General features: G+C 58.7%; 14 protein-coding genes and 4 pseudogenes. 5 read left to right on the top strand and 13 right to left on the bottom strand.

From position 1 onward, the window contains the following. Nucleotides 1-5: 5 nt before the first annotated feature. Nucleotides 6-1295 carry an McrC family protein gene (locus tag AC0IWM_RS18285; protein WP_471757273.1) on the top strand — a complete coding sequence of 430 codons (1290 nt, stop codon included), beginning with the start codon at nucleotides 6-8 and terminating at the stop codon, nucleotides 1293-1295. Between the two features lie 5 nt (nucleotides 1296-1300). Here AC0IWM_RS18285 and AC0IWM_RS18280 read toward each other — a convergent pair whose 3' ends face one another. Both AC0IWM_RS18280 and AC0IWM_RS18275 read right to left on the bottom strand, forming a co-directional pair. Beyond that, a complete protein-coding gene (locus AC0IWM_RS18280; protein ID WP_471757271.1) occupies nucleotides 1301-3748 on the bottom strand; it encodes a DNA cytosine methyltransferase in 2448 nt (815 codons plus the stop codon). Nucleotides 3749-3796: 48 nt separating this feature from the next. Further along, on the bottom strand, nucleotides 3797-4225 hold the full coding sequence (locus AC0IWM_RS18275; RefSeq protein WP_471757269.1) for a very short patch repair endonuclease: 429 nt from the start codon (nucleotides 4223-4225) through the stop codon (nucleotides 3797-3799). A gap of 100 nt (nucleotides 4226-4325) precedes the next feature. Between AC0IWM_RS18275 and AC0IWM_RS18270 the strand changes: the two are divergent. Next, nucleotides 4326-4406: pseudogene (locus AC0IWM_RS18270) on the top strand (recombinase family protein); the annotation flags it as partial. Nucleotides 4407-4468: 62 nt separating this feature from the next. Here the strand turns inward: AC0IWM_RS18270 and AC0IWM_RS18265 are convergent. The 6 genes from AC0IWM_RS18265 to AC0IWM_RS18240 form a co-directional block, all read right to left on the bottom strand. Then, the gene (locus AC0IWM_RS18265; RefSeq protein ID WP_471757267.1) at nucleotides 4469-4717 is read right to left on the bottom strand and encodes a helix-turn-helix domain-containing protein; all 249 of its coding nucleotides are present in this window, start codon (nucleotides 4715-4717) and stop codon (nucleotides 4469-4471) included. A 492-nt stretch (nucleotides 4718-5209) separates the two neighbouring features. Beyond that, nucleotides 5210-6982: an AIPR family protein gene (locus tag AC0IWM_RS18260; RefSeq protein WP_471757265.1), complete on the bottom strand. Its 1773-nt coding sequence runs from the start codon at nucleotides 6980-6982 to the stop codon at nucleotides 5210-5212. Beyond that, entirely contained in the window at nucleotides 6979-7989 is a 1011-nt protein-coding gene (locus AC0IWM_RS18255) for a PD-(D/E)XK motif protein (protein WP_471757263.1), read from the bottom strand. The genes AC0IWM_RS18260 and AC0IWM_RS18255 overlap by 4 nt, the downstream gene beginning before the upstream one ends. Further along, nucleotides 7973-10819: a Z1 domain-containing protein gene (locus tag AC0IWM_RS18250; RefSeq protein ID WP_471757261.1), complete on the bottom strand. Its 2847-nt coding sequence runs from the start codon at nucleotides 10817-10819 to the stop codon at nucleotides 7973-7975. Before AC0IWM_RS18250 ends, AC0IWM_RS18255 begins: the two co-directional genes overlap by 17 nt. Beyond that, nucleotides 10820-12319: an ATP-binding protein gene (locus tag AC0IWM_RS18245; protein WP_471757259.1), complete on the bottom strand. Its 1500-nt coding sequence runs from the start codon at nucleotides 12317-12319 to the stop codon at nucleotides 10820-10822. It abuts the gene before it with no gap. Then, a complete protein-coding gene (locus tag AC0IWM_RS18240) occupies nucleotides 12312-14489 on the bottom strand; it encodes a sigma-70 family RNA polymerase sigma factor (RefSeq protein ID WP_471757257.1) in 2178 nt (725 codons plus the stop codon). The genes AC0IWM_RS18245 and AC0IWM_RS18240 overlap by 8 nt, the downstream gene beginning before the upstream one ends. A 391-nt stretch (nucleotides 14490-14880) precedes the next feature. On the opposite strand from AC0IWM_RS18240, the gene AC0IWM_RS18235 reads away from it, so the two are divergent. Further along, nucleotides 14881-15650 (top strand): IS5 family transposase gene (locus AC0IWM_RS18235; protein WP_471757255.1). Its coding sequence is split into 2 segments (ribosomal slippage): nucleotides 14881-15196 and nucleotides 15196-15650, totalling 771 coding nucleotides; the frame shifts between segments, so codons are not numbered across the junction. Here AC0IWM_RS18235 and AC0IWM_RS18230 read toward each other — a convergent pair. After that, nucleotides 15640-15846 (bottom strand): annotated as a pseudogene (locus AC0IWM_RS18230) (hypothetical protein); the annotation flags it as partial. The gene AC0IWM_RS18235 and the pseudogene AC0IWM_RS18230 sit on opposite strands and share 11 nt — an antisense overlap. Before the next feature lie 91 nt (nucleotides 15847-15937). Here AC0IWM_RS18230 and AC0IWM_RS18225 point away from each other — a divergent pair. Beyond that, nucleotides 15938-16893 (top strand): annotated as a pseudogene (locus AC0IWM_RS18225) (IS630 family transposase). Between the two features lie 15 nt (nucleotides 16894-16908). Here AC0IWM_RS18225 and AC0IWM_RS18220 read toward each other — a convergent pair. The 3 genes and pseudogenes from AC0IWM_RS18220 to AC0IWM_RS18210 all read right to left on the bottom strand — a co-directional run. After that, a pseudogene (locus tag AC0IWM_RS18220) lies at nucleotides 16909-17097 on the bottom strand (IS5/IS1182 family transposase); the annotation flags it as partial. Nucleotides 17098-17669: 572 nt separating this feature from the next. Then, nucleotides 17670-19937 (bottom strand): DUF5906 domain-containing protein, encoded by a 2268-nt coding sequence (locus AC0IWM_RS18215; RefSeq protein WP_471757253.1) that lies wholly within the window; start codon nucleotides 19935-19937, stop codon nucleotides 17670-17672. 61 nt (nucleotides 19938-19998) lie between these two features. After that, nucleotides 19999-20298 (bottom strand): helix-turn-helix domain-containing protein, encoded by a 300-nt coding sequence (locus AC0IWM_RS18210; protein WP_471757251.1) that lies wholly within the window; start codon nucleotides 20296-20298, stop codon nucleotides 19999-20001. A 63-nt stretch (nucleotides 20299-20361) separates the two neighbouring features. On the opposite strand from AC0IWM_RS18210, the gene AC0IWM_RS18205 reads away from it, so the two are divergent. Then, complete coding sequence (locus AC0IWM_RS18205) at nucleotides 20362-21051, top strand: hypothetical protein (protein WP_471757249.1); 690 nt, start codon at nucleotides 20362-20364, stop codon at nucleotides 21049-21051. 167 nt (nucleotides 21052-21218) lie between these two features. Here the strand turns inward: AC0IWM_RS18205 and AC0IWM_RS18200 are convergent, their stop codons facing one another. Then, on the bottom strand, nucleotides 21219-22229 hold the full coding sequence (locus tag AC0IWM_RS18200; RefSeq protein ID WP_471757247.1) for a hypothetical protein: 1011 nt from the start codon (nucleotides 22227-22229) through the stop codon (nucleotides 21219-21221). Nucleotides 22230-22584 lie beyond the last annotated feature (355 nt).

The raw sequence follows: 22584 nt of genomic DNA, 5'->3' as shown, positions 1-22584 counted from the left end.
TCCGGGTGCTCGAGCGCCAGCGCGTGCCGTTGCCCGCAGAGGTCGACACCGCCCGCATTAGGGAGCGCCTGCTATCCGCAGCAGAAGGCGCCGGGATGCCGGACGCTCTCGAGCATCGGAGGCGCGGACTGTTCGCTAGGGGAGCCGTAGGTGTCATTGACGTCGGCGACGTCGCTGTGGAGATCCTGCCAAAGACGCGGGAGGGCGCGACGCCGGACGAGGGACGCGCCTTCCTCGTCGATCTCCTGCGCTTCGTCGGTCGCGACCGCGGCCCGTTCGCGACCGCCGCGGCCGCCATACACGAGGGCGGGGCGGGCCTGGCCGAGGTGCTCTACGCCTGGGCGGTCGCCACCTCCGCGCGCCACGCCGATGCCGGGCTGCCGCGGCGCTACGTACCCGTCACCGAAGCGTCCACCGCCGTGCGCGGCCGCATCGACATGAAATGCGTCGCGCTCGCACGTCCTGGACGCGATTTTGAGCTAGTGATCCGTCACGCGCCCCTCAGCACGGACAACGACGTCGTTCGCGCGGTGCGCTGGACCGCGCGCGAGGTTGCTTCCCGCACCCGGCGATCTGAGACACGCCGCCTAGCCCACTCCATCCTCGGCGAGCTGCGTGGGGTTGCCGACGTGGAGGCGGATACAGCCCTGTTCGACAGAGTCATGCTAAGGCCGCTGGAGGAGCACTGGTCGCCTCTTCTGGCCTTCGGACGCTCGCTCGTGCGGCAGCGCAGCCTTGATCCTGCGGCTGCGGGAGGACAGCCGTCAATGGCGGTGCTGTTCACCCTGCATGACCTCTTCGAGCGCGCCCTGCGCCGGGTGCTGCACGACCACGGGCCCGCAGCAGGCCTCATCCCCTCTAGCATTCCTCGCCACCTCCTGCGTTCGGATGCAGGACGCGACCTCGCTAGGCTGACGCCCGACTACGTACTACGGCTTGCCGACCCGGCAGGCGACCGACTGGCGGTCGGGGATGCCAAGTGGAAGGACATCTGGACAGGTGCGAGGACGCCCGAGCCCGGACGTGAGGACGCCTACCAGCTGACCGCCTATATGGCGGCCGGGAGCGCCGCGTCGGGCTTCCTGTTCGCTCCGCTGGTTGGCAGTGACGGCAGCGAGCCGCTCCGCTTCCATCGGCACCGCATGACTGGAACAGGCGCGACGGTGGACGTGGTCGGCGTCCACGTCCCGACCCTCCTCAGGCCCGGGACTGGAGGCGATAAGGTCCGGTGCGACCTCTGTGCCGGGATAGCTGCCGCCATTCGCACGGCGGCAGCCTCCGTCGCCGCGGCCTGAGCTAGTCAGGCTGCTCGATTCAGGGAGGCGGTGGGCTTCTCCCGCAGCGCCAGCATCGCCGCGATGCGCGCTGCGATGCGGTGGCTCAGGAGCGGGGGCACGGCATTCCCGATCATCTTCAGAGCGTCCGTCAGGGCGATATCACCGAAGGAGAACCAGTCGGGAAAGGTCTGCACTCTTGCCGCTTCCCGAACCGACAGCGTCCGCGGCGCGGAGGGGTGGACGTAACCGTAGGTATCCTTGCCCATGTGCGCGACTATCGTCTTGCAGGGGCGCGCCCCGTCGAGGCGCGCCAGCCAGTCGCCATGGTTGCCGTCCCGCTTCGACAGGTAGGTTGCGCTGACAAGGTGGTGCGGCGCCTCCAGACGGTCGCCGATCTCCTCCATCAGGAGGCGCAGCGCCAGGGAGCCGTCCAGTCGCGACAGAAGCTCGCGCGCCTGATCCGGCGACGGGAGGGCAGGGCCGCCAGGCGCCAGGCTCTGTCCGACCCTTTCCAAAGCGCCCGCCGGGAGAGCGGCGAGTGCCCCGAGTGCATTGCGGAGCGCGGACAAGGTCGGCGCCTCGTCCACACGGTAATCCATCCATCGCTTTCCGGGGCCGAACATCGCGAACAGCTCGGCATCGTCTTCGCGCGCCGGGCGGGCAGCATGGGCATCCGTGGCGATGGTTGTGGTATCGGCTCCCGGCGCAGGTTGCCTGATCCAAGAACGGTAGCGCGCTTCCGCAGTCACGGGCTCCGGGTCTGGGTGGTCGTGCAGTGCCACGGTGGACGCCATCGCACCGGCGGCAGGCGCATCGCCGCCGACGACCGCAGGCTCAGGAAGGCCTTCCAGGGCGGCAGACAGCGGCACCTCAGCCTCGTTCGGCATCGCCAGGCAGCGAGCCGCCAGTATCTCTCCGTCCAGGCCGCGGAACGCGTCGCGCCGCAGGCCGGACATGAAGAACCGCTGGCGGGTCTGAGGTACGCCGTGCCGCGAGGCGTCCACCGTGCGGGACGCGACGGCGTAGGACGCCTCGCCTTCCGACATCTCGGCGATGGCTTCCGCCAGTATCTCGGTTGCCAGGAACTCCCGGCCCTCCGTCTTCACGGCGGATTGGAAGTGCTGAACGTTCTCGAACTGGAAGGCGAGGGGCCTCAGCGCGCTGACGACGAGCAGGTAACGCTGGTAGAGAAAGTTGCGGATGTCGCCCGCATCATCGTCGCCGTGGACGTGGACGTGCGCCTCGCGCAGGCTTCGGATCTTGCCCCGGCCGATGCGGCTGAATCCTTGGCACGGCGGTCCGCCGAGCAGGACCGCTACGGGGTAGGTGGCCTCGTACAAGGCACGGACGGCCCTGACGAACTCCTGGCTCTGAAACGTCGCCGCGCGCAGGGCGAGGCGGCTCGCCTGCCACCGGCACCAGGCCTCGCGTACGCCCGAGAAGGCGGCCGAGCGGGCGAAGGCGGCAAAAGCCTGGATCCGTCGGGCGGAGGAGGTGAGTTGGCCGCGGCCGCTTGCCTTTTCCTTCGCTTGGAGAGCGGCCAGCTCCCGCTCCCAGAGCTGCCCCGCCTCCTGGCGGAATCTCGCTGAAGCGGCCGGAATGGTCACGGGGCGCGCCGGAGTGGACACCGTGGTCGCGACATCGGCCCAGATCACCGACGGCAGCGAGGGGCGCACGCGGGCGGTGCGTGGCAGCTTGAGGGCGTCCTGAAACCCAAGGACCGAGGTCTGCCCGAGTACCCCCTTGTCGAGCTCGTCGTAGGCCGCCCGGTAGGGACGCGCCTCCCGAGCTGTTGACAGCTCGTTGAGGAACGCCTCGTCAATGGCGCGCAGCCCGGCCAGGAAACGCGGGAATGCTCCGCCTGCCAGCGCATTCATCCGCTGCTTCGCATCCGCGTCGCCGTGCAGCCGGATGACGTGGTCGAGGTAGAACGCCAGCACTTCGGTCTCGTCGAGGAACTCTGTCAGGTCCGCGATGCGAGCGACGGGAGTCTCACCCCGGCCGTGCATCGCGCGGTGATTGCAGTTCATCACCGAGACGGTCGCTGGAACCACGTCCATCGCGAGCACCGTCCGGAACTGGCGGCCGCCATCAAGGAGGTCGAAGCCAAGCGACAGGCCGCCACAGCCCGAGAAGATGTCCACGACCAGATGGGGGCGCTCCGGAGCGGACGGCAGCGGCAGCTCGCGCTCGGCAGGCCCGTCGAGGACCATCTGCTCTTGCCGCGGAGCCGCGGCGCGTCGGAACACGCTGCGGCGCCCGATGCGCCCGGACAGCCAGTCCTCGTACTTGCGCGCGCTGTCGGAGCGCACGTGCTCGCCGCTCAGGTGGCGCTCTAGGGTGTTCGGGGTCACGCCGATCTCAACCGCAGCAGCCTTGAGCGTGAGCTTGCGAGCCCGAATCTTGGCCTGAAGCTCCTGCACCAGTCCTGCAGGCCCACTCTTCGTCATGTCGAATTTGCTAGTGGTCATGTTCGCAACCTAGCTGGTCCTCCGAGTCGACGGAGTTCCTTTCCCGCATCATTCCGGCGGTTTGTAGAAGCCAGCCGGGCCGAGGAAATCAATCAATTTTTCGGTCAGCGCATCCCTGTCGCCGCGCACTTCGCACTCCCACAGGACCAGCACCCGCCACCCGGCCTCTACGAGAGTCGCCTCGTTTCGCCGGTCCCGCTGGACGTTTGCCGCGAGCTTGGCCGCCCACCAGTGGGCCCGGGTGCGCGGCAGGGCCGCGTTCCGGCAGGTGGGATCGGGATGCCGGTGCCAAAAACAGCCGCGGATCTCGACGACGGCGCGGCGCCCCGGGAAGACGACGTCCGGCCGCCCGGGCAGGTCGCGCCGGTGGAGCCGGTAGCGGTAGCCTAGGGAGTACAGGAGTTGGCGGACGACCAACTCCGGCTTCGTGTTCTTCCCCCGGACAGCAGCCAGGTTGCGGCGCCGTGCGGGTGACACGTCGGAGAAGTCCGGGCGCTGGCGGCTGCTAGTCGGCTGCGGCATTGTGTCAACAAGAACGCCGATGCAAGAAACAGGGAGCGCCGCTGGATCGTCCTCGGGGAGGATGACAGAGCATTTCTTGGACCTCAACCGCGAGCGCACGATGGCCGGTCTGCAGGCGGCGGTAGTACGTGGGCGCAGCCGTAAGCCAGACCGTGGAACAGCACGCGCTGCCGCCCTATCCAATAGCACGACCGCAGATCAATCCCTACGGCTGACGACCTGCTCGATTTCGCTCCCGAGCGCCTCGGCGATACGTTGCAGGACGGTGATCGTCGGGTTCCGCCGCCCCCGCTCCACGCCGCTGAGGTACGTCGGATGCACGCTCGCGAGGTGAGCGAGTTCCTCCTGCGACAGATCTCTCTGGCGCCGAAGCTCCTGCACGTTCTTCCCGACCCGCACCCGCACGTCCATGGCAGAACGAGACGGGCTCGATGAACGTGCGGTCACAGACTATGAGTCAAGTTGGTCTTCTCCCTTGCTTATGCGGGCTCGTGCTCAACAGGTTCGCCAACTTTCAACTGAACGGGTTGGCTGCGCTCGAGGCGGTGATCGCTGCTTCGCCATATGAAACGGTGACGCAAGCTGTCGCCTCCCTCGCCGTTTTCAGCCATCCTGAAACGGTACGGCAGACCGGCTGTCGGCCGTTTGTACGGACTGTTCGGGACGCGGCACGCCGTGGTCAGGCGGAGGAAAGGTACGGCGTCCTCATAGGCCTCGACGACAACACACCGTATCGATCAACAGCCACTCGCAGTATTTGTTGCTACTTAAATTACAGTGTCGATTTGAGTTAGGCCGTAGAATTTTAATTACACTGTCAATCCAGCATCCACGTGAAGTAGCTATAGCCCGAAAGTCGTCAGTCCATTTAGGTTGTGCAGTGACCTGCAAACATCTTCGTCGGCATATATTCCATAGAAATCACTTTCACCATTGCTGCTACAAATACTCAGGCAGAAGCGCAGCGAACCGGGAGTATTTTTCTTCTCGTACAATGTCCCAGCACTCCTCCTTTTTCGCCCATTCCGAAACGATGCGCTGGCCTGCACTGAACCGTAGAACTTTGTTGACCTCCTCAGACCACTGCATGATCAGGGCTCCAAAAGCGTCGGATATGCCCTGTTGCTGCCAGATCACACCGGTAGAAATCTTCTCGCCGAGCCGGTTAGCTATCAATGAGACGGTATATGCCGCGATGTTGGCTTGGAATCCTTGAAAAGCTGGCCGTATTAGCTTTTCAGCTCGTCGGTATATCAGAGCTTGAGCCATCAGGTGTTTGAATTCCGCTGAATCAGGCAATGAGCCTTCGGTTACAATTCCTTCGTTGAAAATCTGAAAATTCTTCTGACTTCCGAGGCTCACAAGATGCGGCTTTTGACCCCAAGCATGCAGAAACTTTGCCAAATCTGTTTTAGTAATTTTCCTCGCAAGTGGCATAGCAGTCTTCAGATCACGTAACTTGGCTGGAGTTTTTCCTACACGCACCAGCATTACATTGTAGCTGCCGGTCGCGCGCTCATAGAACCACTGACCTATACCGTCGGGACAGTAGGTCGAACTGGAGAGCCTCTCCAACTCAACATGAAAGGGCTTGTTGGCTGATAGATCCGAGACCCTCACTTGATTTTGGCTGTTCGCGTAGCGCGAGATGTCGGAGATCAACGATTCTTCAGATTTCTCGTCAGTGGAACGTTGAACGATAATTTTAGCCGGAACCCGCACCTTCGAAAGGTCGACTCCCGGAAACTTTCGCTTCGTGAAGTAGATCGAGGCAGTTGTCTGACCGCCATTGACGATCTGCATTCCCTTAAGCCACGAGATACCAGTGCCACCGTCTTTAGACGTACCAATGTTTAGTTCGTCGGCCACAATGACAATTCCATTATTATACGCCAGAAACCGGTCGGGAGCTGTTCGCAGAGTGTCCCGAATCCCCTTATTGACTTTCCCGGTCTGGCTCAAAAACGAGCGAACGTTTGCCTCCAGCAGTCGTGCGCCCCATTTCTCGTAGAGCGCCCTCAGCATAGCACCCGGGATCGCGGCAAGCGCATAATCGTACTCGCCCGAGTCTCCAGGTACGTAGACGCATGGGATAGGACTGCCGAACGACTCCTCGAAATTTACGAGCAACTCATCTCGCGGGCGCCCTTCGGACAGATGCCGAAACAGACGTTCAATGTCCATGACTTCTAAGAGAACTAGTTTGCCCCCGATTTCACGAGGCTTGAAATTTTTTGCCTTCGAAACACCATCTGTGAGAACAAAAATGCGGACCTGATCAAGAGCTTCGTAGCAGTCACGAATCGTTAGGATAAGGTCGTAAGCCTCATCCGAAGCGTCGATCTTGGACGACAGTTTACCTGAGACAGTATTTTCAAGAAACCGGATGCATTGGGCAGCTGCGTTGGTCGCTTCAGACTCTGGAAGATGTGTGTGTAGCTGAACATCAAGGTATAGACTGACGAATAAATCAAGCTGGTCTAATTCGTCCGAAAGGGCGTAGCCGCTTAGTTTCAAGGTTGCGTTACCAAGCTTTCGCTCAATGTGTAGAACCTGCGGTTCGTTCGTCATTCCGAACTCAGCCATGTGTTGCATGACGATCTCGGAGAAAAGCGAGACCGGATGCGGAAACGGGCCTGGCTGCCCGGTGCGCTCGGCAGCTTCACGGCGTACATCGCTCTGCAGCTGAATGAGGAATTCTTCTTGAGTCATAACGGTACCGGCGCTCCAAGAGCCAGAAAAACGTCGTCCAGTGTCGTCTGGGCTGCATTCACTAAATCAAGGTCGATTACGTAGTTTGCAGACCGAACCGCGAGCGGAGTTTCGCTCCTTGAAAGGTGCGGAAATTCTTCCGAAATCTTAAATAAACGTTTGTCCGCCGAAACGAAGCATCGCACGTATTCAGAGGCATAGGCAGCTTCGTAACCGGCGAAAAGCAGGCTGCGTTCGAACGCCGCGATCGGGTCTTCCCCCATTTCATTGCGGATGAGTTCGACAAGCGCCGGAAGACTTATTCCACTGTCCTGTACCGAGAACCGGAATCCTGCCAGGTATACCGTACGGCCACTTACGTCATCCAGCTGTTCCAGAGAGCTGATATGGACAGGGAAGCCATTGACGGACACAGTGGCTTTCACTTCCAGATCGACCGCCTCGCCCATAAAATCACGGAGTCCGTTCGTCGGACCTTTCCAGTAATCCATCACTGATGCTGCAGGAATTCCTGTCTTGAGCAAGTGCCGGACTACTGTGAGTTCACCAAATAGTCCTAGCTCCTCTTCATCGGACAGCCGGCGGTCCCGGCGCTGCTCCATGAACTGCTGCCAACTTCTGATGCGCGACAAGAACTGATGGTACGTACCGAGCTCTCTATCTTGCGACACCAAGTTTACTACCGCAAGCACGTCGGCAGCCATCAGAGTGAACAATTCTAGATTAGCGTTCGGCTTCCGCACCACCCCCAGCCAAAGATCAAAGCCGCCGCTCGTCTTTTCACCGGCGACGGCTACCGAGAAACCGCGTCCCTCGGGCAGATCAGATGCTGGGGGGCAACGGATGTTGAATCCGACAAGCAAAGCTTCTCCGCCCTCGGGGAAGCGAACGCCGGCACGGCAGCGACCTGATCCAATCGCGATTGCCCGCCAACCTTCGGAAGTCTCTGCATGGCTAAGCGACCGCCAAGCAGAGAGCAGTTCTTCATGCTCATTCTGCAGAGCCATACTGCTGCTCCCAGGCTACGTTGTTGACGCTATATGGCACCTTCGCGCCAAGCCTGCTATTTGGAAAGCTAACAGCCATACCGATCACAGGGGTAGACGTTCCCGCTAATACTGCGATCTTGCTTTCCTGAGGGTCAATGGGGTAGAGCAACAGCAGGCCACGTCCTTCTCCTTGACGGTTGATCTGACCACTCCCCCTCACGAAGCGAACGGCCGGACCATTGGGCTCCTCCGGTTCCGATTCACGACGGCCCGGATCCTTGTGCCACGCCGCCTTTGTGAGGGCCAAAGCATGCAGCCACTCTGCTTCAGTGAGGTCGATGGCCTCGTCGCGGGGAGACAGCAGCCTGCCGATCCGGTAGCTGCCGTTCGCTTCGACGCCGTTGTCCTCAGATCGCTTCACCTGCTTCAGGCCGGGCAGCGGCTCAAACGTGCGGCCGTTTCCACCCATCACTGCAACAGTCCAGTTCTGCAGCTCGCCACCACTTGTGAGTAACGCAACAAAATCAGCAACCAAGTTGCTTCTTGCTTTTAGTGCGCTCTCGCTAGTCGTGTAAGATTGAAGGAAATTGAGCACGGGTTCAAACTCCACTCCTTCCCAGATGCGCCCCTGCCAGGTGTGGATTTTACCGCCACGGTTTTTTTCAATTCCGGAGCTATCTTCCGGTGGTCCCAGTTTAGAAAACAACTCTTCCGCTGCGCGATAATTTTGCAGTATTTTTTGGTCTTTTGTACTGAAGGTGACTGTTTCTATGAGTTGCCCGCTGAACGAAAGCATAAGTGTCTTCGCTGCACGCATTTTCATGCGCGAGGTGACCATCAGAACGGGATGTGACTGCACCTTCAAACCGAAGTCGCGGGGCGTTCCACCGCTCGCCGCCATCATCTCGAACTCCTCGCGAAGTTCCTCCGACGCGTCGGCAATGTGGCCGAACCATTCAGACAGCTCTTCAGTACAGTATAGTCGACATAAATCTATGTATCCGGGACGATAACCGAACCAGCGACCCATCTGCATGAGAGTGTCGTACATCTTTGAGGAACGGAGAAAGTAGCTCACCGAGAGACCCTCGAGCGTTAACCCGCGCGAGAGCTTGTCGCCGCCGACCGCGATAACTTTGAGCCCCGGGCCCTTCGTGTCAGCATAGTCTAAAACGTCCTTCGCCGTTCCGTTGATTTTTCGGACCCCTATGTCCGCAACGGCGTCGGATAGAACATCTTGGACTTCTTCCCACGATCGGGCGAAGGGAACCTCCAGATCAAGCTCAGCGTCGCCAATAGCCGCCGTGGTTCGCATAAAGTCCGTCTTGTATAGGGCCTCTAGGCGTCTCAAGATCTCGCCGTCGTCCAGGCCCCGAACCAGTCGCTGGCGCTGCGCGTTCAGGTATGCCTCGACCTGATTGAAGACATGGTTCTGTACCGCTGTGAACCGCGTGACGTGCACCAGCATGGAGCTGTGTTGGCTGGCTTGACCGCGCAGATGTCGTACTGCGCAGACGAGCATAAAGGCGTCGATTGCCTCTTTCAGCGAGTTCGGCAGTTCAGCTCGGCCTGCTATATTGGGCACATGTCCGCTCTTGTGCTTCGATGGCATCCAGCCGGCAGTGTCATTGTCTGTGGACCAATCCTTGACATGCCGCACAACTGGGAGGCTGCCTGTACGACCGGTCTCACACGGCCGGCCGAATAGGCGTGAGGGACCCACGTAGTTGCTCGGGGCGCCAAGGTTGATGATGAACGACGCAGGGAATAAGTCTGGTCCTTCTTCGGTGGTCTGGCCTCGTTCGTGGATGAAGATATTTGCGAAAGGCGTAGCTGTGTAGCCGACGTAAGCCGCTTTTGAAAAGCTCACAAGCAGTTTTCTAACAAGCGCGTTTATTGCGTTAGGCTGATGTTCCTCGTTTGGCCGGCCGTCTTCGTCTACGATGTCTGCTCCTGTGTCGACAGAGGCGTGGTCCGCCTCGTCATCGATGAGCAGCAGAGGAAGGTTGGTCACCAGACGCCGGCCCGTAGCTACGTCTTCAGTGTCTGCGACGTGGTTCCTTACCCACTTATTCAGTTTTTCCAGTACGCTCTTGTTCTTCTTCACCACGAAAAGCCATGGGCGCTTCTCTGGGCTGATACCTAATTTATTGGCAACCGCAGCGTTAAAGTCACCGTTGTTCGAGCGGTTGGTGACGTAGTTTGGCCGAATTGATGGATCAGCGTCCAGCTCCCCGACGCCGATGGTGCGAATGGCCTCTGGGTCTGGATGAGTCTCATATCCAAGGAATCCCTCATCTAGACGCATCTGGGTTTGGGACCGGAGATTATTGTGAATACCAGCAAGAACTATGATTATTTTGTATCCGGCGTCAGCCGCTTTGCAGATCAGTCCGGTGTAATTACCGGTCTTACCCGACTGCACGTGACCCACAACCATTCCACGCCTGTCCCAGCTACCTGGTCTTATTGGGTCCTCAAGTAGTGACAGGATGTCGTCTGTGACTTCGTCGAGGCCCTCGACGACGCTCGTGGCCATTTTACGCTCGACATACTCGCGGTATCTCTGCCAGTACCGCCACTGTGATTTCCGTTGTGCGTTTAGCCAAGTCTCATGACCGACCTCGCTTTTGAGTTTGGTGTTCTCGCCCATCCACATACTGAATCGCCTGATGAGTTCAGTCTGGACTGTCTCCCGATCGATCACTTGGGCCCATGCCTTGTTGAGCATGAGAACGCGCTCAATCGTCTCTCCGATGAACGCTGGTGTAACAATAGACTTGTCTTCGTCCGCGATCAGTTCCTGTGCAAACTTGATTATTTTTTGCTCGACCGCGGCGTCTGCCATCTACTTTCCCTCTGTTAGAGCGGTGATTAGTTCGGGATGCTGATCGAAGGGTTCAGTCCGCAGAAGCCTGGCACGTGCGAGCTCCGGCGACATACCCTTACGTTTCACCATCGAGTTAAACAATGTCTGTGCCACAGACCGAACTTCTGCGGGCGCTTCTCCACCAAAGCCGGTGCGCGGGGTCTCCTTGTTCTCTGCCGTGTCTAGCCAAATACGCTGAATTGGTACTGTTGCTTCGATGACGCGCAACATTGCTAATACTTCCTGCTGAAACGTACCACCCACAGCTTCTGCCGCAGTCAGCACGGCACCTACTGCAGGATGTGAATGCGAGATGCAGTAGCGGATACCAGCGCGTACTTTCGTTGCTGTCCAAAGCGGGCTAACTGGTTCGCGATGGGCGCCAACCGAGGGTTTTCCACGGAAAGCGAAAACCCGGCGGGCCCTTTCTCTGGCATCCTCGGCTATGTGTACCAGGGTGGCACGGACTGAAGGAGGAGGCTGCGCCTTGGACTTACGAATGTCGATCTTCCAATCAGCATCGGCAGAGTTGGAGATGTGGAGCTGAATGCGCGCCAATCGGTAGGGTTCTTCCCGTGTCCAATTCCGCCCCTTTCCCAGAGTGAGCCAGCCGCCAGCAAGCAGAAGCCGATCGTTCCTATAGACGAAGAATCCTTGATGCGAGTTCCAACCCTCTGGCCCGGCAGCCGATTCATACTCCGAAACCTTCAGATGGTCTCGATGCGGAAGGACGAACGCCTTAACCCAGGCGCCGTTTTCCTGCCTGTGCAACGGCGTCCGTGGAGAAGACCAAGTTGCAGGGTGCTCTGCGAGATATGGATCCCACGCTACGACAGCTCGTCTATTCAGGAAAATCGTCAACCGTTTGCTGGAAATAAAGCGGTGAAACACCATCCCGAGGTGATTTTCGATATGGTCAATTAAGTCGAGCACGTGTTGCGGGCCGCTGCCGGCGACCATCATCCGGTCCAGCAATTCCCAGATGACTAGGCTTCCCGTTCGGACGTGTTCAAGCTTCTGCAACAATTGTGAAGACTGCGGATCTGCGCCCTCCAGCAGATGCCAACCTCCGTCTAGACTGCTGAGCAGGTAATCTAAGTCCCAACGAAGCACGTTAACAGTGCCGTCCTTTTTCGATGCGACTGTCAGCCGTCGCCCCTGCGAGAAGGAAGCGGTTTTCAAGCCGAGCCCGAACCGTCCGAGATCGTCAGCGCCCCGCCGATCAAGCGGGCTTCTTTCGCCAAGCCGCATTGCCCGTTCCAGAGCTTCGTCGTCCATGCCCGACCCGTCGTCGAGGACCGTTACCCTGCCGGCACCGGCGTCCCACTCGACATCTATCCAGATGTTTTGAGCTCCAGCGGAGATGCTATTATCTATGACGTCGGCTAGGGCTGCACCTGAGGTGTAGCCGAGTCCACGGAGCGCTTCGACAAGAGCCGAAGCGCGGGGAGGTGCTGAGCGGGTTCGACTATCAAGCATTAAAGTATCCTCGCAGCCGCTTCGACCGGCCCGGGTGCGACAGCTTACTAAGCGCCTTGGCTTCGATCTGTCTGATCCGCTCGCGAGTGACCGCAAAAGTCTCACCGACTTTTTCAAGAGTGAGTTCGTCTGTCATTCCTATTCCGAAGCGCATTCTGATTACCCTCTCTTCCCGCGCGGTGAGTTCGAGAAGAAGGCCAGATATTTGCTGGCGAGCCTTACCTTCCCACATCACATGCTCGGGAAGGGAGGCGCAGTCTGCCACTGCTGTCAGAATTCTTCCTGTAAAACGTTCGACGTTGTCACCGCTAACAGGCATTAGATGGGCAACGTTCTTGTCAGTACGCGTTACGTGTTCTACCGGAATCCCCATCCGAACTGCTGTAGTATGGACGTCGGGCGGACTACCTAAGTCGGCCTCTAGCGTTTCGCGGAGGCGCCGCAGCTTTCTTGCCTTTTCCTGCACGTGCACCGGAATTCTGATTGTCCGGCCATTATCGTATATGGCTCGGCTAATGGACTGCCTTATCCACCAGATCGCGTAGGTCGCCAGCTGCGCGCCACGAGAAGGGTCGAATTTCTGAACAGCTTTCATCAGGCCGATATTCCCTTCTTGAACAAGGTCAAGGTAGTCGAGCCCCCGATTTCTATATCTATTTGCCATCCAAGTTACGAGACTTAGGTTCGTTTCGACGATGCGATCAAGACGGCTGGATAGCTCCGCCACGATGCTTGCGAGCTCCTCTGCCTCCGCCACGCGCGCATTCAGCGCAAGTCGAGCCGCCTTCTGCATAACAGCCGCCGGTAGCCGCATGGCGTCCAGACGTACGGTCGTTTCAGCCTCTGACATGCCGGAGAAGATGCTCGAGAGGTGTTCCCGCACAGCCTCTTGTTCATTCACTGCAATGTTTGCCGCTTCCTCGTTTTCCGTACCAGTTTCATCATCGTTCAATCCATCGTCGGAGTGATTTCGGTTCTTTTCCTCAGCCTCAAACGAAGCACCAGCTAATTCCAAAAAATGGAGGCCACCGCGCATACGGGCGAGAACCGAAGCAGCGCGCCGGCGAAGCTCTTCCGCCCGCGCCCACAAGATTGGTTGAAGGCTAAGCGCTTCCACGCGCATCGCTCGAACGTCAGCCAAGTACTGGGATTCGGCGTCGCGGCTGAGCAAAACGGTGAGAATCTCCGTCGCTTCCGCCAACTTTTCGGAGCCGTCGGGCCTCATTGGCGCCCTGGGCGCTTCGGCTTCCAAGAGTTCTTCGAGCGCGGACGAACGCACATCGATGCCAAGATCGGACATGATGATCCGGAGGGATCTTCCATAATCTTTTGTAGCTCTTACTGATCGTAACGTTTCTCGAATCTGCTGCGCGAGCAACCGACTGTTGGAAATCCCTTCTATCAGAAGCGTCCGCACGGAATCCGGAAGCTGTGCGACTTCTTGTGGCGGAAAGCTTGGTAGGGCAACCGCTACTGACGACCAGTCTGAAGCTCCAATAACGGCGGTGGGTCGCGAAAGCTCGTCATTGGCCGCTTTTGCTGCATCGACCCGGGCCAAATCCACCTGGGGTGCCGTCGGCTCCTGTTCGATCTCCCAACCGTTCAGGTTATCGTCAGGGTTCGAGCTTTCGCTAAAATTCGACGCCTGAACGTTTTCCGGCGAACTGCAGAGCGTCGCCTCCAGTGCAGCAGAGCTTGGCTCAGCCTGAGTCTCCGGCCTAAATGACGTTTGACAATGCTCCAGGCTGGCCTCGACCTCGGATCCAGTGCGGTCAAACCGTTTTGACTGTACGTCTACCTTTTCCTCATGGAGACCTTCAGGCTCTGGATGCTCCGCGGAAACGGGCGACGGAAGCTCGAACCTCCACTGAAGCGCATGGTCGCTGGCCGTTCGTCCGTTACTGTCTGTAGCAGCAAGGTCGGCCCCTTTTCTAAGTAATATCTCACAAATATCCTGACGACCACGTGAAGCTGCAAGCAGCAGCGCAGGTGTTCCTGAATTATCACGGGCGTTTGCGTCTGCTCCTCTGTCTAAGTGCGACTCGACCGTCTCAACTCGTCCAGAAAGAATTGCCAGCTTGAAGAGTAGCGACATCTCGGACGCCATCACGCCCTGCATCTCAGTATAATATGAGCCGTGCACATATTTGTGTTTTCCATCTACAGGCAATGACCAAACTGCTGCTGTAATCTGCTTTCACGGGGATTTTGCTGACGAACTGCTCTGCGCTTCTCCCAACGGAGGACAGATCAGTATGCTACTGCTTTCACCAACGTAACTACGCTTGCTTCGGGAAAAGAACGGGTCCTGTGAAGTTCGACGTAGCTGTTGCCGAATTGTGACGCTTAACACGGGCGTCATCCGAGCCGTTTGAAACAGGGGTGAGGTGGCCGTCGGCGGAGGAGAGCGTTGATGTCCTCCGCCGTGCCCGTAGATCTACTCGACAGCGTTGCGGATGTCTCTAAAGCCGGTCCGTCGCGGTAAGAGGCGGCTAGGGTCTGTCGTCGCCTGAACGGATTGGTTTAACTTTCGTTTTCGTCTCTCTGATGCAGGAGGGACGATGCTGAGCGACGCGCAGTGGTCTGAACTGGAGCCGCTGGTGGAGGCCTGCCGGCCCAAGGCCAAGACGCCCCCACAGGATCTTCGGCGCACGCTCTCAGCCATCCTCTGGCGGCATCAGAACGGGGCCAAGTGGCGGGCTATTCCGGAGGATCTGGGACCCTGGTGGCGCGCTGCGCAGATCTTCATCCGCTGGTCCCGTGCCGGCGTCTGGGAGCGACTGCTTGGCCTCGTGCAGGAGCGGGGCGTCCAACTCGGGATGGTGTTCCTGGACGGCACGAACATGCGAGCGCACCAAAAGGCGGCGGGAGCTGCCAAAAGGGGGGATCTGGGCCCGAGCGAGATGCTCGTGAAGCTCTTGGCCGCTCACGTGGCGGCTATGGCACCAAGGCTTGCGTGATCGCGGATGGACGCGGTCGCGCCATCGCCTTCCGGCTGGTGCCCGGTCAGGCCCATGAACTGCCCCATGCGGTTCCGCTGCTCGACCAGCTTCCGGGTGTGCCCAAGTGGGTCGTCGGGGACCGGGGCTACACCAGCCACGCCTTTCGTGAGCACATCTGGGACATGGGCGCGCGGCCCGCGATCCCGCCTCAGCGCCACGAAGCACCCGTCGCCTGCCCGGACTGGATCTACAACAACCGCAACCAGGTCGAGCGCCTCTGGGCCAGGCTCAAGGAGTGGCGCTCCATCGCAACACGCTACGAGAAGACGACCGTCAGCTTCATGGGCGTCCTCTGTCTTGCCGCGGCCCTCGATTGGCTCAAGCGATGACAGACCCTAGAGGCTGGTATGATCCGGCCGCGAGTTGAGCGGTCTGTTTGAGGATGAGGCAGACAAAGGCGACGATGTGGAGGTCTGCCAGCGTGCTGGGATAGCGGTCGTAATCTTTGACGAGACGACGGAAGCGGGTCGCTCAGGCGAAGGAGCGCTCGACCACCCACTGACGCGGCAGCAGGAGGAAGCCGCGCTAGAGCAGGCACCGACCGGCTTGAATCGTCTGGTATTCTCGCTGGGCCGAGGTTGTGATTCGATGCGCGGCTTTCCGAGGAGGAGAGCCGATGGCGTCTGCCCTGTCCGTTGATCTGCGTGAGCGTGTCGTGGCCGCGATTGAGGCGGGGGCTTCGCGCCGGGAAGCGGCACGGCGCTTCGAGGTCAGCCCGGCCAGCGCCGTGCGCTGGCACGGGACCTTCGTGCAGGAGGGTCGGACACACGCCAAGCCGATGGGCGGCGATCAACGCTCGCACACCATCGAGGCGCAGGCCGACCTGATCCGGCAGACCTACCAAGCGCAGCCCTAGCTGTTCTTGCACGAGTTGCGCGACCGTTTGGCCGAACAGGGTCTGCGGGTCGGGGTCAGCAGCCTGTCCCGCTTCTTCAAGCGCCACGGCATCACGCGCAAAAAAATACTGGTCACGCCGCCGAGCAGGAGCGGGAGGACGTGAAGGCCGCGCGCCTGTCCTGGTTCGAGCGCCAGCTCGATCTCGACCCGGACAAGCTCGTGTTCCTCGACGAGACCGCCACCAACACGAAGATGGTCCGCCGCTATGGGCGGGCTCCGCGCGGCGAACGCTGCCGGGTTGCGGTGCCGTTCGGGCACTGGAAAACCATCACGGTCACCGCCGGTCTGCGCACCAGCGGCCTGACAGCCACCGCACTCTTCGATGGACCGATGACCGGCGCTCGCTTCCGCGGCTATATCGAAGAAACCCTCGTCCCAGCCCTCAGGCCCGGCGACACGGTCGTGCTCGACAATCTGCCCGCCCACAAGGTCAGCGGCATCCGCGAACGCATCGAGGCGGCTGGGGCGAGGCTGCTCTACCTGCCGGCCTATTCCCCCGACTTCAACCCGATCGAACTCGCCTTCGCCAAGCTCAAGGCCATTCTTCGAGCCGAGGCCGCTCGAACGATCAGCGACCTCTGGGACACGATCCGACAAGCCTTCGGACACTTCACGCCAGCCGAATGCCGCCGGTATCTCGCCGCCGCAGGCTACGACGCATATGATCCAACATGATCGGATGCCGCTCTAGGCTTCCTGTAGTTTGACGACCTCGAGTTCGATACCGTGCGTGCGGGCCGCCTTGGCCGACTTCTCGCCCGTGCAGCCCTGGTCGACATAGGCGAGATCGACGCTGTCGCCGGTGGCAGCCTGCACGGCTTGCGCCAGGCGCCCGACCTGGGCGAGGTCGTCCGTATCGGCGGGAGTGACGTGCAGGGCGCCGACCTCGAGATAGGACATTTCAGATCGTAAGAAGCATCGGGTGGGTCTTCGGCAAGTTCGACGCTGATGCCGCCGTTGCGCCCGCCAAGCGCTGAGGCATAGCCCTGAGGGATTTCTGCCTAGGGAACAAAGGCCGATGAGGGTCTTACCCAGGACATTACACAGAAGTCGGACGTGCAACTACGTCGACATCCAACAGGAGACCACCGACAGCATCCAGTCTTTCTCGGATGTGGGGTGCCATCTTTCACCCAGAAAGCCGCTCTGGATCAATCTCGTTGATCCTAGAGCATGCTGATCGCGCCTGGCATGCTCGCTTAACGCCGGCCATGGGGTGCCGGCGATTCTAGGCCGCTAGCCAACTCTGACGAACGTTGTTATGATGCGCTCGTTCTGACTAAGTGAAAGACTAAGAGACTAACTAGAACTAACAGCTTATAACTTAGTTTGATAATATTATTAAATATAGGCCAGAACGGAGAGTATAATCTCCCCCTCGCCCTGACCCATCAATGTTGGGCAATAAGTTAAAACTAGTTATATCTAGTTAGCCAGGTAGTCTAAAGGGATCAAAATTCTATCTCCGGGTTGTCCAATTTGGGCCTCCTGGCGCCGCTCGCGCTCTGTGCGGCAAAATGCTCAATGACGCCTTGTGCAGACATCTTGCGATAAGCATCTCCGTCTCGGACCGCCCATAAAGACGGTCGAATGTCGACGCCGTCAACAGTACCCTTTTTTTGCCCCAGTTCGACAGCCCCAGCGGCACGCAAGGCTCGCATTACCATTGGCCGCGATGGGTTCGTACCGCGGGATATTTCCCGGATTGCGGGGTGCACCACTTTTAGTTCGACTAGGTCGTGCCCAAACGGTGCCTCGCGCGCCTCTATCAATTCCGCTACCAGGATCTCCGTGTCGTCCCGGCTCGCCTCGACCATGCGGCGTTTTCCCTCTGTGACCGGCGGCCTGGAGGCGGGATTGAACCTGCTGAGATTGCGTGAGAGCAGCCAGTCGAGGATTACGCTTCGATTCTCCTTTTCCCATGCCCAAAGGCGGTCGTAGTATTCCTGCGGCATCGGCTGACCGTCTCTCATCACGATAAAGTAGCGTCGCTCTCGATCTTCAAGCTTTAGAGCGTCATCGAAGTTTGACAAGAACAGAAAGTTAGAGAGGTTCTCGATGGTGTAAGGCCTTAAGTGTTTTGCGTTGATTGTCAAGGTCGGCTGTGTTATATAGGGCTTCAGCGTGTTCATGACCTCAATTCGGCCTAGCGCCATTATTTCTTCGACGATGACTAGAAGCTTGGCTTCCATGAACTGATTGAAGTCCGACTTGATTTGCGTGGATGTCACCTCCGCCGTGTTGTGCGCTCCTAGTAGCTCCCGCATGACGTGTCCGACAAAGCTCTTCCCGGTGCCTTGCGGCCCGACGAGCACGATGGCACTCATGAGTTTCTCGCCGAGCCTCTGAACCATGAAGGCCAGCATGTTCGCGAGATGCTCGAACTCCTCATCGCTGGGGCAGAGGTAACGGAGATGCTCGACGAACGGAGAAGCGTCTCCCGACCGTCTCGTGACGCGCGAGGGCATCCACAGGTTGAGTGCCTGAAGGCCACCTTCCTCTCGTACGATCCTATTCTCGTCACCCGGTCTGTACGTGAATCGCTGGACCTTGCGCAGCCGATCGTCCGCGAGCAACTTCGTGGCCATTCGCTTTTCGCGATGAAGAAAGAGCGCGTTTACCTGGGCGCTTTGAGCACGGTACCCACTGGCGAGGTCGATGAATTGGTCCGTCTCAACATTGTACGCCAACCGCTCGATCAAGTCGTCCGAACCAAGGTCGCGTAAGAGAGCCTCGAAGCCCATTGCCGGTACGCCGGCCGTTCGCACCAACTCAAGCAGGTCTAACCCAGATGGCGCTTCATCAGCCAGGTCCCACCCAAGGGGTAGGTCCTGGGGCAGGCTGACGACCCGCAACTCTCGGACGCCCGCTTGCTTGCTCTTCTTCGCGATTGGTTCGACTGTGTCTAGGCCATGCTCGTCGGCGTCAGGCCAGTACACGACGTCCCGACCTTGAAGAGGTGAGAAGTCAGCTTTACCGAGTTGTCCGGTGCCACCTAACCAAGTGACAACCACGTGTTGAGGAAACAGAATGGCAGTAGCGTCTGCGGTTTTCTCACCCTCGACGAGCAAAACGGGAGCATCTGGATGGGCGAAGAGCTTGTCGAGCCCATATAAAGGATTGCAGCGTCGGCCCCAGCCTTTCCATCGCCATCCCTTCCCGCCGTGATACGAGTAGGGCCAGACCATCTTTGCGGGCTTGCGTTCCGCACTGACTTGACCCGCCTTGTCGAACCGAACCGTGAAAAAGAGTAGGCAGCCCTCACCATCTAGGTATCGCCACCAGCTTGTCATAAGATAATCAGCGAACTTAGGATTCGGATGGGGAGAACCGACAGCGAGCCTCGGTTCTTGTGCGTCAGAGGGCACAGGAGCGACCGCTTCTTCTGTCCGACTGTTCTCAGAACGGTCGTTCGAGATACCGGCGCCAGTACCCAATCCGATCTCGCCAGCAAGGCGTTGGGCGGCCTTTGAAAAAGAGATGCCCTCCTTCTGTGCTAGGAGCGAAATGATGCCTCTACCTGTATGCGAGCCATTGCTAAAATCCTTCCAGATTCCGGTCAGCAAGTTGAACTTAAGGCTGCGTCCCTTGCTTCCGTAGATGTCTCCGATGCAGAACTCGTCGCCGACGATGATGCCATTAGGGTACCATCTCTGAAGTATCTTCCGTGCATCTCTAAGGGCTGCATCTGCAACCCGGTTTTGATCGATGTTGGACATAGCTCCGCCTTCCCCATGAAAAGGGGTGTTTGTTTTTCAGACTGTCAGGGATTGGATTAGATCAGGCAGTGATCGTTCGGCCGGGCACCCGCAGCATTGCAACTGCCGTAACGACATCGGTTCGTGCGTAGCGCACCGATCGTCCGATTTTATGGTGCGGGATCGAAGCGAGCGGACCACGCCCCATGCTTCGCGCCTTCTCAAGCGAAGTTGGGCAGATCTGCAGCAGGATCGCCGCCTGCTCCGTCGTCAGCCACTCGGCTCGGCCCTGGTCCTTGGTGACTCTCAGTTCCTCACGTATGATCAATCGGATGAAGTCGAGCAGCTTACTGCATTGCTCATCGTCCGCAGGCGGTCTCATCGCGTTCCTCTCCGTCTGTTGCGCCTTGCCGGAGGGCGGCTCCGACAGCTAGACTAGAGCCGAATGGATAAGTTTGGTCAGGGTCCAAATGGGCCGCCAATTTCGAGGTACATTTTGGCTCGGAAAAACCTGAAAGAGGCCGATTGGGTCGGCGACGAAGAAAGCGAAGTGGCGCTCGATGCTCGGGCTGCAGAACGCTATGGCTTTGAGCTGGCGGAAATTACAGCCGCACGCCATGATCTCATCGCATTCGCATCGACTTTTCACGATGATGCCTTTGCTAAGTATGAGGAATTGCATAAGAAATTAGGTAATTCGGTCCGTCGTTTGAGAAAATCGATTGCAGAAATATCGAGTTCGTCTCGATATTTGGATGTCGGAGAGATCAACAAGATCTGTAATGATTTAAGCGTCAACGCAGATCGCCTGCAAAATGTCAGCGATCGCTTGCCTCGAAGGCCCCATAGTCTCGAGAAAATCGCTGCTACATATCTCATCGCGTTTTGGACGTATGTAGAGAGGCGGCCTGATTATAAAGGAACGCGAGACGTCGTTCTAAGTTTCGATGACCACGGTGAGCCAATACATTCCTCCGCACGCTTTATCGTTGAGATGCTTGACCGCTCGAAAGGAGTGCTGAGAGGCGTTTCGATAAGCACCATCAAGCGTGCTAAGGCAGACCTGGGTTCGAAAATTCCGCGCCCCCAGGAGGTCTATGCCTTCAAGGGCGACGTAGAATTGCTTTCAATCTAAGCTCATCATCTTCGGTAGAGCGGCCCAAAATATATGCTATCGAGGTTTATCAAAATCACACTCGGTGTGTGTACGTATGATCGGCGCCTGTGTATATTCAAATGACGTGGGTCAACTTTGATTAAAAATCAAATCTAATTGGCGGCTTGAGATGGCTATAAACAATTTTAGTTTCTGGTGAATTCCACAAAGTCTATGAGTTTCTGCGATGGCTTTCCATAGGTGACAACGGCTACATTGAGATCGTGGTCAGCCGCTAGCTGCAGTGCTCGCATCATAGCATCGTCGATCCATTCATCTGCGTTGCCGAAGGCACCGCCTCCCAAGCGAGTAAGCAACACACGCTTTGAGACGCCTCGGGCCGCGTTAAGCGATGCGGCCAGTAAAGTCGCTTCGTAAGCAGCTTCCAACACCAGCCGCGCCAAGGACGCCCAGGCTGCAGCTGGCCTTATCCCATAGGCGACGGGCAACGCGGAGCAAAAGATTTGGCTCACAAGCGGGCGCGGCCCAAGCCCGTCCGTCACTTCTACGTCCGTGTGTAGGCCGACCCGAAGCAGGCCTCGGAGCTCGTCCAACGTCTCGCGGCCCGCTGCTCGTAGATGGTCAGTTACAGCTTCAAGTCCGTCCGACGTAGGTAGGGCGTAACCATTGCGCATCGTCCACAGCGATGCGACGTCGGTGCCAAGACGTTGTGCAAGAGCGGCGCCGAGGTCTTCCAAGCCGTTGAGCTGCCGTTCGGCCGTCTGCCCGACTTCACGGCCTACTGGTACCAGATAGTTGCGGTAGATCGTGGCGGCGCCGGCAGCCATAGCGCAGGCGGGCCCCTGTGTCCGATCGTGCTGATAGCCGGTGACGCCCCGCTCAGGCGTCACTTCAGGTCCGACCATCTCAAGCATGTTGAACTGCGAGGCGACCTGGAACAGGGCGCCGCTGTTTTCCGGCAAGCGGTGCATGACCCGAACATCGCCCTCTGCGATTGAGAGCCGGAGTTTGCCGGGGTTATGCGAGGTTCTCGTGGCAGCCCGAAGTTCGGCGAGGGACGGCAGCGTGAGTGTTCCGACCGTCCAACTCAGGTCGGTGTCAAGGCTTTGAAGCTGACCATTGGCAACGGATAGCCGGCTTTGGGTCTCTGCATAATTGGTTTCCCGGAACCCCGTTAGGCGCTCGAACCAGTCCATGACACCTCAGGCTACCACTGATGAACGAGCTCTTTGTCCCTGCATGGTAACACGTCTTGGTACCGGAGAGCTCACAACCAGGGCAGCTTATTTCGCGCAGACAAAATCGAAAGACTTATATCTCTGCCTGGGAAGCTGACGTTCTGTCTCTGAACCAAGCCCGGAATAGGATGTCTCTTGAACGGCTTGGACGCGTTGTATGAGTGCGTTTTCTGATAGACTTTCAACTTACGTAGCGGCCCTGTAGCAGAAGGCGCTTCTGCGTACGTGTGTTGATCGGCTTCGAAGCATGACCCAAGCAAAATCTAAGCTAACTCATTCATAGTTCTACAAAAATCGACACACAGGTGGGGTC

Source organism: Methylobacterium sp. AC433, assembly GCF_979253015.1.
The sequence above is the reverse complement of the archived record's forward strand: the minus strand, read 5'-3'. Positions and strand labels throughout refer to the sequence as shown.

What these genes read in the sequence shown, in the direction of transcription:
- AC0IWM_RS18280 (WP_471757271.1), bottom strand. Translation starts at nt 3,748, where the DNA reads ATGACCACTAGCAAATTCGACATGACGAAGAGTGGGCCTGCAGGACTG.
- AC0IWM_RS18260 (WP_471757265.1), bottom strand. Translation starts at nt 6,982, where the DNA reads ATGACTCAAGAAGAATTCCTCATTCAGCTGCAGAGCGATGTACGCCGT.
- AC0IWM_RS18255 (WP_471757263.1), bottom strand. Translation starts at nt 7,989, where the DNA reads ATGGCTCTGCAGAATGAGCATGAAGAACTGCTCTCTGCTTGGCGGTCG.
- AC0IWM_RS18250 (WP_471757261.1), bottom strand. Translation starts at nt 10,819, where the DNA reads ATGGCAGACGCCGCGGTCGAGCAAAAAATAATCAAGTTTGCACAGGAA.
- AC0IWM_RS18245 (WP_471757259.1), bottom strand. Translation starts at nt 12,319, where the DNA reads ATGCTTGATAGTCGAACCCGCTCAGCACCTCCCCGCGCTTCGGCTCTT.
- AC0IWM_RS18215 (WP_471757253.1), bottom strand. Translation starts at nt 19,937, where the DNA reads ATGTCCAACATCGATCAAAACCGGGTTGCAGATGCAGCCCTTAGAGAT.
- AC0IWM_RS18210 (WP_471757251.1), bottom strand. Translation starts at nt 20,298, where the DNA reads ATGAGACCGCCTGCGGACGATGAGCAATGCAGTAAGCTGCTCGACTTC.
- AC0IWM_RS18205 (WP_471757249.1), top strand. Translation starts at nt 20,362, where the DNA reads ATGGATAAGTTTGGTCAGGGTCCAAATGGGCCGCCAATTTCGAGGTAC.
- AC0IWM_RS18200 (WP_471757247.1), bottom strand. Translation starts at nt 22,229, where the DNA reads ATGGACTGGTTCGAGCGCCTAACGGGGTTCCGGGAAACCAATTATGCA.